The organism is Paenibacillus sp. JNUCC 34, assembly GCF_058269055.1.
Map to the genome: position 1 here is coordinate 4,716,507 of NZ_CM177770.1, position 14,189 is coordinate 4,730,695.

Genomic DNA, 14,189 nt, shown 5'->3' on the forward strand with positions numbered 1-14,189 from the left:
AAAGTTAAAGGTTATGATCTTTTTGAAAGGCGGGATGATACATGAAAGTTCAAGAATATCAAAACTTTTATGATCAGGTAGGGATGAACAATGGTTGGGATTTCAGCTCACTGCAATGTTTGACAGAGGGCGCTCTTTGGGACTTTTACAAGGAAGTCTCTGCTCGGTGCCGTAAATCGGACATCCTGCTTGATATCGGTACAGGCGGGGCAGAAAATCTGTTGTCCATCGCTCAATGCGCCTCTCTGCTTATCGGGATCGACAACTCCGAAGGCATGATATCAACTGCAATTCGTAATTTATCAGCAAAAGGATGTCACAATGTGCGTCTTCATGCTATGGATTCGGAGCAACTTCAGTTTCCTGATAGGTTCTTTAACATCATCTCCTGCAGACACGCTCCATTCTCCGCACAAGAGGCTGCCAGAGTACTGACAGAAGACGGCGTATTTCTGACGCAACAGGTAAGTGAGCTGGATAAGTGGAATATCATCCAAGCGTTCGGTAGAGGACAGCATGACCATAAGGAAGGTGAAACACTGCTGCAGAAGTATACGACGGAGCTACAGGAAGCCGGATTTACCGATATCCAAGCGACAGAATACAATGCAATAGAGTACTACCAAAGGGATGAGGATCTTATATTCCTACTGAAACACACACCGATCATCCCTCATTTTGGCCAAGAATTGTCCGACTTTGAGCGGTTATCTCAGTTTATCCGGGAAAACCGTACAGACAAAGGAATCATGACCAATTCCGCACGGTTCATGATCATAGCGAAAAAATAAAAAGACAAAAAAGGCCCATCCATTCGGATGGGCCTTGCTTCATGCAGTCAGATAACCGCTATTAGCCATTGATCAAAAGTTCTTTCACCTGCTTAATCTGCTTACGCTCTCCTGCGAGAACCAGTGTGGATCCGGCTGTTAGGTGATCCTCCGGCCCGGGATTTATCTTCTGCTCATTCTTTTTCACAATGGCCAGAACATTAGCTCCGGTACGTTGGCGTACTTGCAGCTCTGCGATCGTCTTATCTACGGCCTTATAGTGGGGTTCTATCCGGAACCATTCAATAATCAGATCATCAAGAGATACCTCGATTGTCTCGAGCGCTTTCGGCTTATACGTCATTCCTCCGATAATTCCAGCGATCTGACGGGCCTCATCGTCCTCCAGTGAAACCATGGAGATGCTCTCATCCGGATCATTATCTTCAAAATGATACAGCTCTCTGCGGCCATCATCATGTATAACAATAACCAGTTTATCTCCACTTCTCGTATTCACTTGAAATTTCTTACCGATCCCAGGCAGATCGGATTCTCTGATCATACTCATTCTTTGAATCCTCCCGTTCAACTGCATATTCTGTGCCTTCATCAAAAACTCATATCATGAAGATAACACACTTTAGTAGTCTCGTAGCACTTATTAGCCATTTTCTTTTACGTTAATTTTTGGCTCGCTCCATTTAAACACCTTATTGAGTGCTTTGTAAATGTGTTTTGATTCTTTTGTTAACAATGGACCGAGTATAGCGAGAACCAAAACATATAGTGCAGAGAAAGGTTTTAGTATAGGAGCCAATCCACCGGCTATCCCCAAGTTAGCTACGATAATTGTAAATTCTCCTCTTGCCATAATTGTAAGACCGATATTAGTGGAAGACTTATGAGACAAACCTGCTTTCCTTCCTGCCATCATCCCAGCAATAAAGTTGCAGATGACCGTAAGTAGAATAGCTCCAAGTGCCATCCATAACGCATCTCCAAGCGCTAACGGATCTATACTCAATCCGAAGCTGAAGAAGAAGATTGCACCGAAGAAATCCCGGAATGGTACAACAAGATGCTCAATTCGTTTGCTATGCTCCGTTTCCGATAAAGCGAGCCCGAACAGTAACGCACCAATCGCTTCTGCAACGTGCAGCGTCTCGGAGAAACCCGCAACAAAGAATAGTGAAGAAAATACAACGATGATAAATATTTCACTCGATGAGATATTGAGAATCTTATTTAAAATCGGTGTACCCTTTCTTGCGATCAAGAAGAACAACAGCATATATCCTATGGAGATGGATACCGATAAGATTGTTGCTCCTACTGATGTGGCTCCTCCAAGCAGTAGTCCCGACATGACGGACAGAAATACAGCCAGAAAAATATCATCAAACAAAATCATTCCGAGTATCAGCTCGGTTTCCGAGTTACCGGTACGTCTTAAATCAACCAAAACCTTTGCCACGATAGCACTTGATGAAACGGAAAGCATACCTGCAATAATCAAAACTTCATACAGCGGGAGACCGAATAAGAAACCATATCCTATCCCGAGTACAAAATTCAACAGGACATAAACCGTCCCACCATAAACAATATTTTTGCCAGACTTAATTAATTTCTGAACCGAGAATTCCAAGCCCAGATAAAACAATAAGAACAAAACCCCAATCCGCCCCAGAAACTCGATAATACTTTGGCTTTCAATGAACGTAAAGTCAAAGACTCCGATGGTTGGTGCGTGAGGGCCGACCAACATTCCAAGTACGATAAGAAATGGAATGATCGAAAATTTTAGCTTGCCTGCCAAAACTGAAGCAAGGGCTACAAGCATAAGGGCCGTACCGACTTCAAATATCATGTGGTCCATACAACGTTCGTCCTCCTCCTATACGATGACTTTTGGGCAAATCACTCTATATAGTATACAGAAAAAATGCATACATTTACAGAGTAAACTCACTTATTTAAACAAAAATATTTTATTGATAATAAAATCACAAGATAGAACACTTCATAATTCAATCATAATTCAATCATTCTAATATTCCCAAAATCCATGTATCTTATTCCCAGAAGTACTTTTTATCAAGACACCTCACCTAAGAATACAAAAAAATGTATAAAAATTCATTTAATTGACAAAAAAAAGAACCGTTAGTCGGCTCTTTATGGCAATTGAAAGTTATTTAAACCAGCCCTTTTCTTGGAACCGAGTGATTGCCTCAATCCGGTTGCTGACACCAAGCTTATCAAGAATGACAGATATGTAGTTGCGGACCGTACCTGTCGTAATAAACAACTCACTTGCAATTTCCTTCGTGTTCTTGCCATTGGCAATAAGCCCAAGAACTTCCTTTTCCCGCTGTGTCAGAGGATTCTCTTCGCCGTAAGCCTCATCCACCAGCTCTGGAGCATAAATGCGGCGTCCGTCCATGATGCTGCGGATCGAAGTCGCCAACTCCTCACTGGGGCTGTCTTTTAACAAATACCCGTGAGCGCCGGCTTTTAGAGCCCGTTCAAAATATCCGGGACGCGCAAAAGTCGTAAGAATCATAATCTTACAACCCATCCCCCTAAGTTCCTCAGCTGCTTCAAGTCCGCTCTTGATCGGCATTTCGATATCCATGATGCAAACATCTGGCTTATGCTGATGAACAAGCTTAACGGCATCTTCACCGTTATTCGCTGTCCCTACCACCTGCATATCGTCTTCGAGATCCAATAAGGAGGCAAGGGCTCCCAGCAGCATCCGTTGATCCTCCGCTATGACTACAGAAATCATATCCCTGCCTCCTTCTCTGGTTGTTTCAGAACATTTGGCACTTTTATCACCAGCATGGTTCCTTTATCGGACTTCATCTCCATACTCCCGTTCACGAATTCAAGCCGTTCCCACATGCCTCTAAGCCCATTTCCTCGGGTATAAGCCGTTTCACTAGGAATACCAATTCCATTGTCTTTCACAGTAACGATAAGATCCGTTCTGCCGGGTTCAATCGTAATGGAGCAGGCCGTGGCATTGCTGTGCTTCACAATATTATTGACAGCTTCCTTCAGGCACATGCTAAGCACATTTTCATTCATTAGCGATATGTTGGTCAGTTCCGAATTGCCTTCGAGTGTAAACTCGATTTGGGCCGCCTTCAGGATCTGGGAAATACGGAATATTTCATCCTCCAGACGGGTGCCACGCATTTCAGTAACCATTTCCCGAACTTCCTTGAGCGCACTCCTGGCCGTTTGTCTTACATCATTGATCTCAGCTTGAGCTCGAGTCGGATTTTTCGTAATGAGCTTGCTCGCAAGATCACTTTTGAGGCCAATCAAAGATAACTTTTGACCCAGCGTATCATGCAAATCACGTGCGATACGCTGCCGCTCTTCCAGCTTTACCATCTCCGATATCTTCTTGTTCGCGTCTTCAAGCTGGAGCTGGAGTATATCATTCTTATTCCGATTGTACGTGGTAACTGGCAGCAAGATAACGGCTACTACACTGATGATCACGAAGGGAAGTTGGGTAATAAACCAGGGAGTTTTCGATACAAATCCGTAATTAATCGAAATAACAGTTGTAACTAAATGAATGGAGTACAACGTGAAAAACCCGATCCGGTTTTTAATATTCCCAATGAAGAATGCTAGAAACAGTGCGAAATAGACATAGCCGAATACCAATGTCATTGTAATCGAGATCAAGATTTGGACACTTGTCCAGAAGTATACGAGCCAACCCTTGGATACAAAAGAAAGCACATAACATACGAAAAAGACAAGAATGATGATGATTCCGATCACAACTTCGTAGGTGGATGAAGAACGGAATATAAAGTAAAAAGGAAGGATATAAAAGACGACCCATACGTACGGGTTTAGGCCCGTGTTTCTCTGGAAAATTTGATGCCATTTCTGCATGGGTCGCCCACCTTTGTTCATCTTTGTTACCTGTATTTTATCATAAACGTGCTGACCTAACCGTTACTTTCCTTGCAGACCCGGATTCGGCCGATGTATAGGCTCGGTAACTGGCACAGTTTTGTCAGGCATGAGCTTTCCATGCTTAATGCGCTTCATATCCTTAAAGCTGATTAAAGACTTGCTGCTCTCATCCCACAACCGGAAGTTCAGCGCCTTCAGGCTGGTACGGATCGTGATCGTTGTTGCCTTTTGAAGAGGCGGAGATGCATCATGGGCTTTCTCCAAGTTATAGTTCGGAACTTTCGGACTCAGGTGATGTACATGATGGAAACCAATATTACCGGTAATCCATTGCAGCATCTTAGGCAGCTTATAGTACGAGCTTCCTTCAACAGCCGCATTAATATATGACCATTCTTCGTCATGCTCAAAATACGTATCCTCAAACTGATGCTGCACATAGAACATCCAAATGCCCATCATACCGGAGAAAAAGAAAACCGGAGCCTGTACCAATACAAAGGCCTGCCATCCAATCAACCAGCAGAGCAGCGCATACAACGCTACAATAGAAACGTTTGTGATATAGGTGCTGATCTTCTCCTTGCGCTTCGCGCCTTTCCGGTTAAAACGATATGATAGTAAGAATATAAAAATCGGGCCCAGTCCAAACATAACGAGTGGATTTCTGTAAAACCGGTACGCAAACCGTGTCCAGAATGAAGCTTCCTCATACTCTTCTACCGTAAGGACCCACATGTCACCGGTTCCACGTTTATCCAGATTGCTGCTGGTAGCGTGGTGAATAGAGTGGCTGATCTTCCACTTTTGATAGGGAACAAGCGTGATCACACCTGTAATGGTACCTAGAATTTCGTTCGCCCGGCGGCTCTTGAAGAAAGACTGGTGACAGCAATCGTGAAAAATAATAAATGTCCGAACTACAAACCCGGAGGTTACGATAGCTATAGGAATCGTCAACCAATACGATACGGACAGGCTTAAATATGCGGCATACCACAGCACTACCAGAGGCACCAGAGTATTAAACATCTGCCTGATACTCGATTTCGTCTCTATCTTTTCGTAGGGAGCTACATTTTTTTTCAAACTGGATAGGTTATTGGGCTGGGCCATTGCAGGTTTCCTCCTCGATATGACACATGTATACGTTGTAACGCCTAACGCGTACTATTCTATTTTAATTATAGATAGCTTTTGTCATACGCTGTAGTCATAAACGTCAAGTCGAGGGTATGACAAACGTCATATATAAAGTGGGAATAGGAGGTCGAGTTGTTATATTTTGTGACAAAAAGAGAAAAACCCAAGCTCTCTGCAGCTTGAGTTATAGGATGGGTATAAGATTTCTGCTATTTTTCCAGAATCATGAATTGCCGTCAGCGGGGTACCGAAGCCCGATCTGCTTCCTCGCTTCCGCGGCTATCTCGGCCGTAATCAATGAATTTTCAAGGGAGTTGATGACACTGTCCCTCTTATCGGTTTCCAGCAATTCGATGAATTCTTTAACCTCATAATACATAGACTCATGACTCTGTGATTGTGTAATATCCTCTATCGTACCATCTCTATAATGTATCTTCACATCGTAAGGCTGGTTGATCTTATCAATGACCATCGTGCCATTCTCACCCTGAATCTCGGCAGGCACATAGGAATGACTGATTTTGGAGTGCATGATCACCGCGTCCATCTTCGGGTAACGAATTACCATACTGCCTTCTCCATCCACTCCGGAGGACAGCAACACCCCTACAGCTTGTACTGCATCGGGCCTTCCGAACAAAGCCACCATCGGATAAATACAGTAAACCCCCAGATCCATCAGAGAACCGTTCGAAAACTTAGGGTTAAAGGCATTAAGAACAGTACCCTGCTTATAGGCATCATACCGTGATGAATACTGGCAATAGCTTGCAAAATAACGGCGTACCCGGCCGAGCTTATACATATTATCCTTTATCGCCTTAAAGTTCGGCATGAGAGTCGACTTCATAGCTTCCATAAGCAGCACATTGTTTTCACGGGCAGCGGCTATCATTTTTTGTACTTCATAAGGATTAGAAGCAAGCGGCTTTTCGCACAGCACATGCTTCCCATGATTCATACACAGGATCGCTTGCTCTGCGTGAAAAGAGTTGGGACTCGCTATGTACACGGCATCCAGCACATCGCTTGACACCATCTGCTCCAAGTCAGTAAACACAGCGGGGAGATGATCGTATTGTGCCGCAAAGACTGCGCCCTTCTCCTCCGAACGGGAGTGCACTGCTGTCAGGACAAACTGCTCGGTTTCCATGGCAGCCTGTATAAAACGTTCCGTAATCCAGTTGGTGCCAATAATGCCAAAGCGTACTTTCATGATTCATCGCCTTCTTTCCTGTGTAATTTAGAGGTACTTGCGTCTGTTTATTCCCATCCTTCAAATGTGGATATGATGTTGCGTGCTTCATCCGGAATCGGCATGCTTTTCCCACTCTTCGTATCAATAAGCACAATCGTTCCGCGCCCTGCAGCCTTCAGCTGGCCGTTTACCACGATGGCATACTGCACATCCATAGAGGAACGGCCCATCTCCGCTACTTTAACATGCAGCATGAGAGGATCCTTGAGATACATCTGGGCCATGTATTGGCACTCCAGATCCGCGACAACAGATACAGCCTTTTCACTAAACAGCTCTTCTGTTAGCCCCAAGTTCTCGAAGTACTCAATCCGTCCTTGTTCGTAATACATAAAATAGCTCACATTATTTACATGCCCCAACATATCCGTCTCACAATAACGAATCTTAATCGGAATGGAGAAATGGAATGTGTCCAACCAGCTCTGAGGATCCGGTTGTACAAAGGTAGTCTTTTTCATGATGAGTATGAGTCCCCTTTCGCGGTATGTATAAAACCACTTCTACAAGGATAATGAATACAAGTTATACCCGTCAACAATGATCTCTAACATGGAGTGGCAAGTTTCTTGAAATCATGGACCATTGGACGGATCTTTGACCATGCCAGTTACTCCATCCCCTATGTTTCGATGTCGTGTCAATGATTTCCTCCTGGTAACAAAAGGACCGCCCCGATGGCAGCACATCTGCCTTTGCGGAACGGTTCTACATGATTTACAGCAAATCCAATTGAATCATAAATACGAGACACCATCTTTAAACAGGAAGTTTCAGACAAACTTTTTCTTATAATAGGTCACGGCCAAAGCCAGTGCCAGCACAGAGCCTTTTACAATATCCATCGCATAATATGGGACAGACAGCATAATCAGACCATTTTGCAAAATACCGATTAGTACAGCACCAACAAATGTTCCAAGCGCGTTCGGCTTACCAGCACCAAGAACAGAATATCCGATAAAGGCCGCCGCTACGGCATCCATCAGATAGGGCCCTCCCGCATTTACCTCTGCGTTCATCACGCGCGCGCCCAAAATAATGCCGCCAACGGCTGCAAAAAGCGCTGAGATCACATAAGCTGCAAGTCGGTATTTGCTAACCGCAATGCCTGAGAGTTCTGCCGCTTCGCGGTTGCCTCCAATCATATACATATAACGCCCATGCTTCGTATACGTCAGGAATAAATGAACTACAACAACAACGAGCAGCATAATGATAATAATCCAGGGCACCTGTCCAATCTTCTCGAACACCGCAGGAATTTTCCCTTCAGCGAATTCGCCGTTTGGCATGATCATATTTTGGGAGACCGTCGCGCCCCGGGTGTAAGTGAGCGCCACACCTTGAAAGATAAACATCGTCGCCAATGTCATCAGCATATCCTGGATCTTAAAGTTGATGACCAAGAACGCATTTAAGAGGCCGACGGCCAGACAGAACAGCAGCGTGATGGCAATGCCCGCCCCAATATTATGCCCATGCCACACAAATAAGGAAATGACCAGCGCATTGGCCAGTGAGGCCGTGGAACCGACCGACAGGTCAAACCCGCCGACGGCAAGCGACACGGTAAGTCCGACTGCAATGATCGTGACGATGGAGATAGAACGTAAAATATTTATAATATTGCTCGTATTTAAAAAGTTGTCGTTAAGGATGCCAAACACCGCGATCAGCACAACTACCGTAATGATCGTGCCATATTTGTATAAAAAATCAAACGCGCTGCGCGCCGGCTTTTCCTGCAGTGCTCTTGCTGTGTTCATATTAACCCGCCTCCTGTGCAGTACAACAATATCTCCTCTTCATTACTTTCCCGTGTCTCCATCTCCTTCGTGATGCTACCGTCATACATGACGTAGACCCTGTCGGTAATGCCGATGATCTCTGACAACTCGCTGGATGCGTATAGTACGCATTTGCCTCGGCCAGCCAGCTCCTCTACCAGTTCAAAAATATCCCGCTTTGCTCCGACATCGACTCCCTTGGTCGGTTCGTCAAAAATGTACACATCCGCATCTACCAGCAGCCACTTGCCTATAGCAATCTTTTGCTGATTACCGCCGGATAAGCTGCTTACCTTCGTTCGTTCATTAGGTGTTTTGATACCCAAGTTATCAATCATCATGGCAGAAGTACTCTTTTCTTTCGCTGGACTGAGCCACGAACCCCATCTGCAAAATTGAGACAGCCCCGCTGCCGTCAGATTGACGGAGACCGATTCTTCCACGAACACACCCTCACGACGCCGCTCCTCCGGAACGAGTACAATGCCCTGCCGGACCGCATCGTAGGGTGATGAAATGCGCAACTTCCTGCCCTGAAGTCTCAGCTCCCCAGAAGAAGTCTTGGAAGCTCCGAATATCGCGCGGCACAGCTCTGTCTTGCCGGCTCCGACCAAACCCGCGAGACCCACGATTTCGCCTTGGCGAATATGTAAACTCACATCATAAACCTTACCCCGGTCATGAATACCGTGTGCCTCGAACCATGGCTCTCCAATGATGCGCTTCTTATGAGGAAACTGCTGCTCCATTCTGACGTCCAGCATATGTTCCACGACCTCAGACTGATCCAGATTGACTATTCTGTCACTCACAATCCGCTTGCCGTCACGCAAAATGGTTATTTCATCACAAATCTCATACAGCTCTGGAAGCCGGTGAGATATGAATATAACGCCGACACCTTCCGATTTCAGCTTCTGCACAAGCGAGAATAGACGATTTGTTTCACTGTGGCTAAGAGGAGCCGTCGGCTCATCCAGCACAAGAATCCGGCACTGCTTCGTAATGGAACGGGCAATGAGCACCATCTGTTTCTCTGCCAAGGTCAGTTCCTGAACCAGCTTTCGTGTAGAGATCCGGATGTTCATCCGGTCCAAAATAGCTTGTGCCTCCTGATGCAGCCCTTTCCAGTGAATGACATGACGCTTGCCCATATCGTGGACCATACGGTCGAGCATAATGTTCTCTGCTACGGTCAGATTATGAATAAGGGCTGTATCCACCTCTTGATACACAACCTGAACGCCGAGATCCTTGGCGTCTTTGGGAGAGGATATCTTGGCCTTTTGCCCTTCAATCCAGATCTCGCCATCGTAGTGATCATAAGCTCCGGCAAGAATTTTCATCAGGGTGGATTTGCCTGCTCCATTGGCTCCAATAAGCGCGTGTGCTGTTCCTGCCTTCAGCTTAAAATCAACTTCCGTTAAAGCTTTCACACCCGGAAAAGTGATCGTAATCTGTTTCATCTGTAGCAATGGTGCTGGGAGATCTACTATTATCGAAGGGTCTACCTTCACTGAGGTGTCAGCTGTAATTGAACTTGACAATGTGGATCACCTTCCCTCCAGAAAAAATAGGGCGCCCTTATCAATGGACGATAAGAGCGCCTGCGGCATGTTATTTACCGTTCGCCTGCTTCAAGGCTTTCATCCAATCTTCTTCAAAGTCGTCACTTGCGCCCCAGCCCGGAATAATATCGCTGAGATTGACCATGTTCACCGCTTCGCTCGCTTTCTCAAGACTTGCCTGGTCAATGAGTGTCGCTTCCAGATTGTGCGTGGTAGGCGTTTCCTCACCCGCAATTTTCTTAGCCAAAAGCCGTACATTGACCGCTCCGATCATCTTCGGATCTACTGCAGCAGTAGCGACCCAAGGGCTATCTGTCTTTTGCATAATTTCCAGATCCGAATTTGATACGTCGATACCGTAAATTTTAATCTCGGTACGTCCTGCTTCGATCAATGCTCTTGCAGCCCCGATCGCAAAGGCGTCCCAACTGGCGTAGATTGCATCAATTTCACCTTTCGGATGTTTCGTGAGCATAGCAGCCACCGCATTTTGCGTATCGACCGAGGTGTCAGCACTGGCTACGCCAAAACGCTCTACCTCCTTAATGCCTGGGTTGTTCTTAAGCGTTTCCTGATACACCTTATTACGGCGCACCATCGGCGGGAATCCGTCTACCCACAAATAAACGATGTTCGCTTCGGCTCCCTGCTCCTCAATCATCTTGTCCAGCGCAAACTTGGCTAGTGCCTCATCATCCTGCGATGTCAGGGTTACACCCTTGATGTCCGCAAGCTCCGGTACAGAGTCAAAAGCGACAACCGGAATGCCTTTCTCGCTCAGCTTCTTGACGTCTTCTACGGTGGCAGGATCATCACCATGCGACAGGAGAATTCCGTCATATCCGTTATCCGCTGCCTGAGCGATTGCATCGTGGAATTTTGCCGAGTCATTATTTGCAGAGAACGTATCTACTTTAAAGCCCATAGCTTCACCCTCTTGCTTGGCTCCTGCTAGGAATTGCGCGGTATGATCATCGCCTCCGATTTTACGGATTGCCATCAATTTAATTTCCTCTTTATCAGCTATACCTGCTGGCAGGTTCTCTACTTTCGCTACTGGCTTTGGTGCACTTCCGCTTTCTTTACCGGACTGGGCGCAGCCTGCTGTCAAAACAACAATGGATAACAGTAGGCTGGTCAGCTTGTACCACGACTTACTCCCCTTCATTTCTCTCTCCCCCTAGTTATGTAATACCACAAATTTATTACAAGTAATCCTATCGGATTTAAATGATAGAGTCAATACATTTTTTATGCTGCCTTAATGTAGGCTCTACTCAAAACATAGCGCTTGCGCATTGTAAGGCAAGCCATATGATGTGAGACACACACCGAGGGCAGCTCCCATCACGATGCGGCGTTGCATGCCAAGGGGCGTCAGTACTCGAAGGAACCTACTTACGTGTGGAATGTGATCGAAGGAACCTACTTACACGTGTGGAATGTGACTACTCATATCATCCAATAGGTTCAGTGAGTGTTGTACGAAATACAACAACATTCCGAGATAGAGCGGTGAAAGACGAATTGTTGCATGAAATACAACAACAGGGATGGGGAATCATCTATTTTCCTCTTTCCAGGTGGTATTGTTGTAGAATCTACAACAATACCAGTAGGATCAGGCATTCTGTTCGCCCAATGTTGTACAACATACAAAATTACTATAAAGCCCCCCAATATTCGGGGGCCTGCCGACTTCTTATCACATAATGTTTGATCTTTAACCCATCATGTTTGATCATTTATCCCATCATGTTTGATCATTTATCCCATCATGTTTGATCATTGTGGCAGCCCATTCAGACGTGTCAGCATCCAAAAACGAAAAGAGCCCCTACAGGATTCGTCCTTGTCGGGGCTCTGCACAAAAAAAGGAGTTCTCCCCCCAGATGTCGAATGGACCTGGTAGAAAACTCCGTTGTTTATTGACATTATGCTGAAGTGCTGATCGGCTGTGCGACCCAGTGCCCTTTAGACACCTCAACCAGCTCGGAATGCTCCAGATTGTATTGATCCGCTCCGGTACGTTCCTCCATCAAAACCCGCTTTTTCTTCGACTCTACTTTCGGGTCCGGAATCGGAATAGCTGACAATAATGATTTGGTATAGTCATGCTGCGGGTTGGAGTACAGCTCTTCACTTTCTGCCAGTTCAACGATCTTACCCATGTACATCACGGCTACACGATCACTGATATGCTTGACCATCGAAAGGTCATGAGCAATGAACAGATATGTGAGTCCGAGCTGCTGCTGCAGCTCTTCGAGCAGCTTCACAATCTGTGACTGGATGGACACGTCAAGCGCAGATAGTGGTTCGTCACATACGATGAACTTCGGCTCCACTGCCAGCGCACGGGCAATGCCGATCCGCTGCCGCTGGCCGCCGGAGAATTCATGCGGGTACCGGTTGGCAAAAGCCGGATTCAAACCGACCATGTCGAGTAGCTCCTCGACCCGCTTTCTGCGCTCCTGCTTGCTTCCCGACAGCTTGTGAACATCTAGTGCTTCGCCGATAATATCGACGATCTTAAGCCGCGGGTTCAGCGATGCATACGGGTCCTGGAAGATCATCTGCATGTAACGGCGCATCGTCTTCATCTCCGAGCCTGTCAAGCGGTTCACTGCCATGCCCTGGTACAGCACCTCGCCGCCTGTCGGCTGGTGCAGCCGAAGAATAGCCCGTCCAGTTGTCGATTTACCGCTGCCGGATTCACCCACGAGACCAAGCGTTTCACCGGCTTGAATATGAAAGCTGATATCGTTCACAGCCTTCAGAACATTACCTTTCCCCATATCGAAGTGCTGCTTGAGCCCGCGTACTTCGAGCAGGGGACGCTCGCGGTCTTTGTCAGTCAGAATGAGCGGTGTCGGCTTCGGTTTTTTCTTCTCGTGCAGCCGTGGAAGAGCGTTAAGCAGCTTAAGTGTATAGGGATGCTGAGGGTTATCAAAGATCTCCTCTGTCGTTCCGGTCTCCACGATGACCCCATCCTTCATCACGGCAACGCGGTCACACATTCCGGCAACAACGCCAAGGTCATGGGTGATCAGGATGATCGACGTGCCGAAGCGTTCCTGCATATCTTTCATCAGGTTCAAAATTTGCGCCTGAATCGTAACGTCGAGCGCAGTTGTCGGCTCGTCCGCTATGAGCAGCGACGGACGGCAGGCCAGTGCAATAGCAATCATGACACGCTGACGCATACCTCCAGAAAACTCGTGAGGATATTGATTGTATCGTGTCTCGCTGTTCGATATGCCGACCAGCTTAAGCATGTCCAGAGCTTGTTTTTTCGCTTCTTTCTGTGACAGCTTTTGGTGCTTGATGAGGCTTTCGGCAATCTGTTCGCCGATTTTAATCGTTGGATTCAGGGATGTCATCGGATCTTGAAAGATCATTCCCATATCACGGCCCCGAATGCTCTCCATTTCCTTCTCGGTTTTGCCCGCAAGGTTATCTCCTAGGAAGAGGATCTCCCCTTCCTTCATAAATGAAGGAGGCGAAGGCAGCAAACGCATGATTGAACGTGCCGTAACACTCTTGCCGCTTCCAGATTCGCCGACAATGCCGAGTGTTTCTCCTTTATTCAGTTCAAAACTGACACCCCGTACGGCGTGAAATTCCGAATCACGGGATTGAAAGGATACGCTCAAATTTTTCACCTGTAGTATCGGTTCCATATAAATTCGCCTGCCTTATT

Annotated in this window: 12 protein-coding genes; 1 reads left to right on the forward strand and 11 read right to left on the reverse strand. The window is 46.3% G+C overall.

Annotated features, from left to right (window positions below):
- The first annotated feature begins 41 nt into the window (after positions 1-41).
- Positions 42-791 (forward strand): class I SAM-dependent methyltransferase, encoded by a 750-nt coding sequence (locus AC2TF5_RS22080; protein WP_491299269.1) that lies wholly within the window; start codon positions 42-44, stop codon positions 789-791.
- A gap of 61 nt (positions 792-852) precedes the next feature.
- Here the strand turns inward: AC2TF5_RS22080 and AC2TF5_RS22085 are convergent, their stop codons facing one another.
- From AC2TF5_RS22085 to AC2TF5_RS22135, 11 genes are all read right to left on the reverse strand, one after another.
- The gene (locus tag AC2TF5_RS22085; protein ID WP_491299270.1) at positions 853-1,341 is read right to left on the reverse strand and encodes a cation:proton antiporter regulatory subunit; all 489 of its coding nucleotides are present in this window, start codon (positions 1,339-1,341) and stop codon (positions 853-855) included.
- Between the two features lie 93 nt (positions 1,342-1,434).
- On the reverse strand, positions 1,435-2,652 hold the full coding sequence (locus tag AC2TF5_RS22090) for a cation:proton antiporter (protein ID WP_491299271.1): 1,218 nt from the start codon (positions 2,650-2,652) through the stop codon (positions 1,435-1,437).
- A gap of 315 nt (positions 2,653-2,967) precedes the next feature.
- Positions 2,968-3,567 (reverse strand): response regulator, encoded by a 600-nt coding sequence (locus AC2TF5_RS22095; RefSeq protein WP_491299272.1) that lies wholly within the window; start codon positions 3,565-3,567, stop codon positions 2,968-2,970.
- A complete protein-coding gene (locus AC2TF5_RS22100) occupies positions 3,564-4,700 on the reverse strand; it encodes a sensor histidine kinase (RefSeq protein WP_491299273.1) in 1,137 nt (378 codons plus the stop codon). Before AC2TF5_RS22100 ends, AC2TF5_RS22095 begins: the two co-directional genes overlap by 4 nt.
- Positions 4,701-4,763: 63 nt before the next feature.
- Positions 4,764-5,840, reverse strand: a complete 1,077-nt coding sequence (gene desA, locus AC2TF5_RS22105; RefSeq protein ID WP_491299274.1) for a Delta(5) desaturase DesA — start codon at positions 5,838-5,840, stop codon at positions 4,764-4,766.
- Between the two features lie 250 nt (positions 5,841-6,090).
- Entirely contained in the window at positions 6,091-7,086 is a 996-nt protein-coding gene (locus AC2TF5_RS22110) for a Gfo/Idh/MocA family protein (RefSeq protein ID WP_491299275.1), read from the reverse strand.
- 47 nt (positions 7,087-7,133) lie between these two features.
- Positions 7,134-7,589, reverse strand: coding sequence for an acyl-CoA thioesterase (locus AC2TF5_RS22115; protein WP_491299276.1), 456 nt, complete (start codon positions 7,587-7,589; stop codon positions 7,134-7,136).
- 312 nt (positions 7,590-7,901) lie between these two features.
- A complete protein-coding gene (locus AC2TF5_RS22120; RefSeq protein WP_491299277.1) occupies positions 7,902-8,897 on the reverse strand; it encodes an ABC transporter permease in 996 nt (331 codons plus the stop codon).
- Complete coding sequence (locus tag AC2TF5_RS22125; RefSeq protein ID WP_491302966.1) at positions 8,894-10,384, reverse strand: sugar ABC transporter ATP-binding protein; 1,491 nt, start codon at positions 10,382-10,384, stop codon at positions 8,894-8,896. The genes AC2TF5_RS22120 and AC2TF5_RS22125 overlap by 4 nt, the downstream gene beginning before the upstream one ends.
- A gap of 151 nt (positions 10,385-10,535) precedes the next feature.
- Positions 10,536-11,654, reverse strand: coding sequence for a sugar ABC transporter substrate-binding protein (locus tag AC2TF5_RS22130; protein ID WP_491299278.1), 1,119 nt, complete (start codon positions 11,652-11,654; stop codon positions 10,536-10,538).
- A 766-nt stretch (positions 11,655-12,420) separates the two neighbouring features.
- Positions 12,421-14,169, reverse strand: coding sequence for an ABC transporter ATP-binding protein (locus AC2TF5_RS22135; protein ID WP_491299279.1), 1,749 nt, complete (start codon positions 14,167-14,169; stop codon positions 12,421-12,423).
- Positions 14,170-14,189: the final 20 nt, after the last annotated feature.

What these genes read in the sequence shown, in the direction of transcription:
- AC2TF5_RS22080 (WP_491299269.1), top strand. Translation starts at nt 42, where the DNA reads ATGAAAGTTCAAGAATATCAAAACTTTTATGATCAGGTAGGGATGAAC.
- AC2TF5_RS22085 (WP_491299270.1), bottom strand. Translation starts at nt 1,341, where the DNA reads ATGAGTATGATCAGAGAATCCGATCTGCCTGGGATCGGTAAGAAATTT.
- AC2TF5_RS22090 (WP_491299271.1), bottom strand. Translation starts at nt 2,652, where the DNA reads ATGGACCACATGATATTTGAAGTCGGTACGGCCCTTATGCTTGTAGCC.
- AC2TF5_RS22095 (WP_491299272.1), bottom strand. Translation starts at nt 3,567, where the DNA reads ATGATTTCTGTAGTCATAGCGGAGGATCAACGGATGCTGCTGGGAGCC.
- AC2TF5_RS22100 (WP_491299273.1), bottom strand. Translation starts at nt 4,700, where the DNA reads ATGCAGAAATGGCATCAAATTTTCCAGAGAAACACGGGCCTAAACCCG.
- desA (WP_491299274.1), bottom strand. Translation starts at nt 5,840, where the DNA reads ATGGCCCAGCCCAATAACCTATCCAGTTTGAAAAAAAATGTAGCTCCC.
- AC2TF5_RS22110 (WP_491299275.1), bottom strand. Translation starts at nt 7,086, where the DNA reads ATGAAAGTACGCTTTGGCATTATTGGCACCAACTGGATTACGGAACGT.
- AC2TF5_RS22115 (WP_491299276.1), bottom strand. Translation starts at nt 7,589, where the DNA reads ATGAAAAAGACTACCTTTGTACAACCGGATCCTCAGAGCTGGTTGGAC.
- AC2TF5_RS22120 (WP_491299277.1), bottom strand. Translation starts at nt 8,897, where the DNA reads ATGAACACAGCAAGAGCACTGCAGGAAAAGCCGGCGCGCAGCGCGTTT.
- AC2TF5_RS22125 (WP_491302966.1), bottom strand. Translation starts at nt 10,384, where the DNA reads ATGAAACAGATTACGATCACTTTTCCGGGTGTGAAAGCTTTAACGGAA.
- AC2TF5_RS22130 (WP_491299278.1), bottom strand. Translation starts at nt 11,654, where the DNA reads ATGAAGGGGAGTAAGTCGTGGTACAAGCTGACCAGCCTACTGTTATCC.
- AC2TF5_RS22135 (WP_491299279.1), bottom strand. Translation starts at nt 14,169, where the DNA reads ATGGAACCGATACTACAGGTGAAAAATTTGAGCGTATCCTTTCAATCC.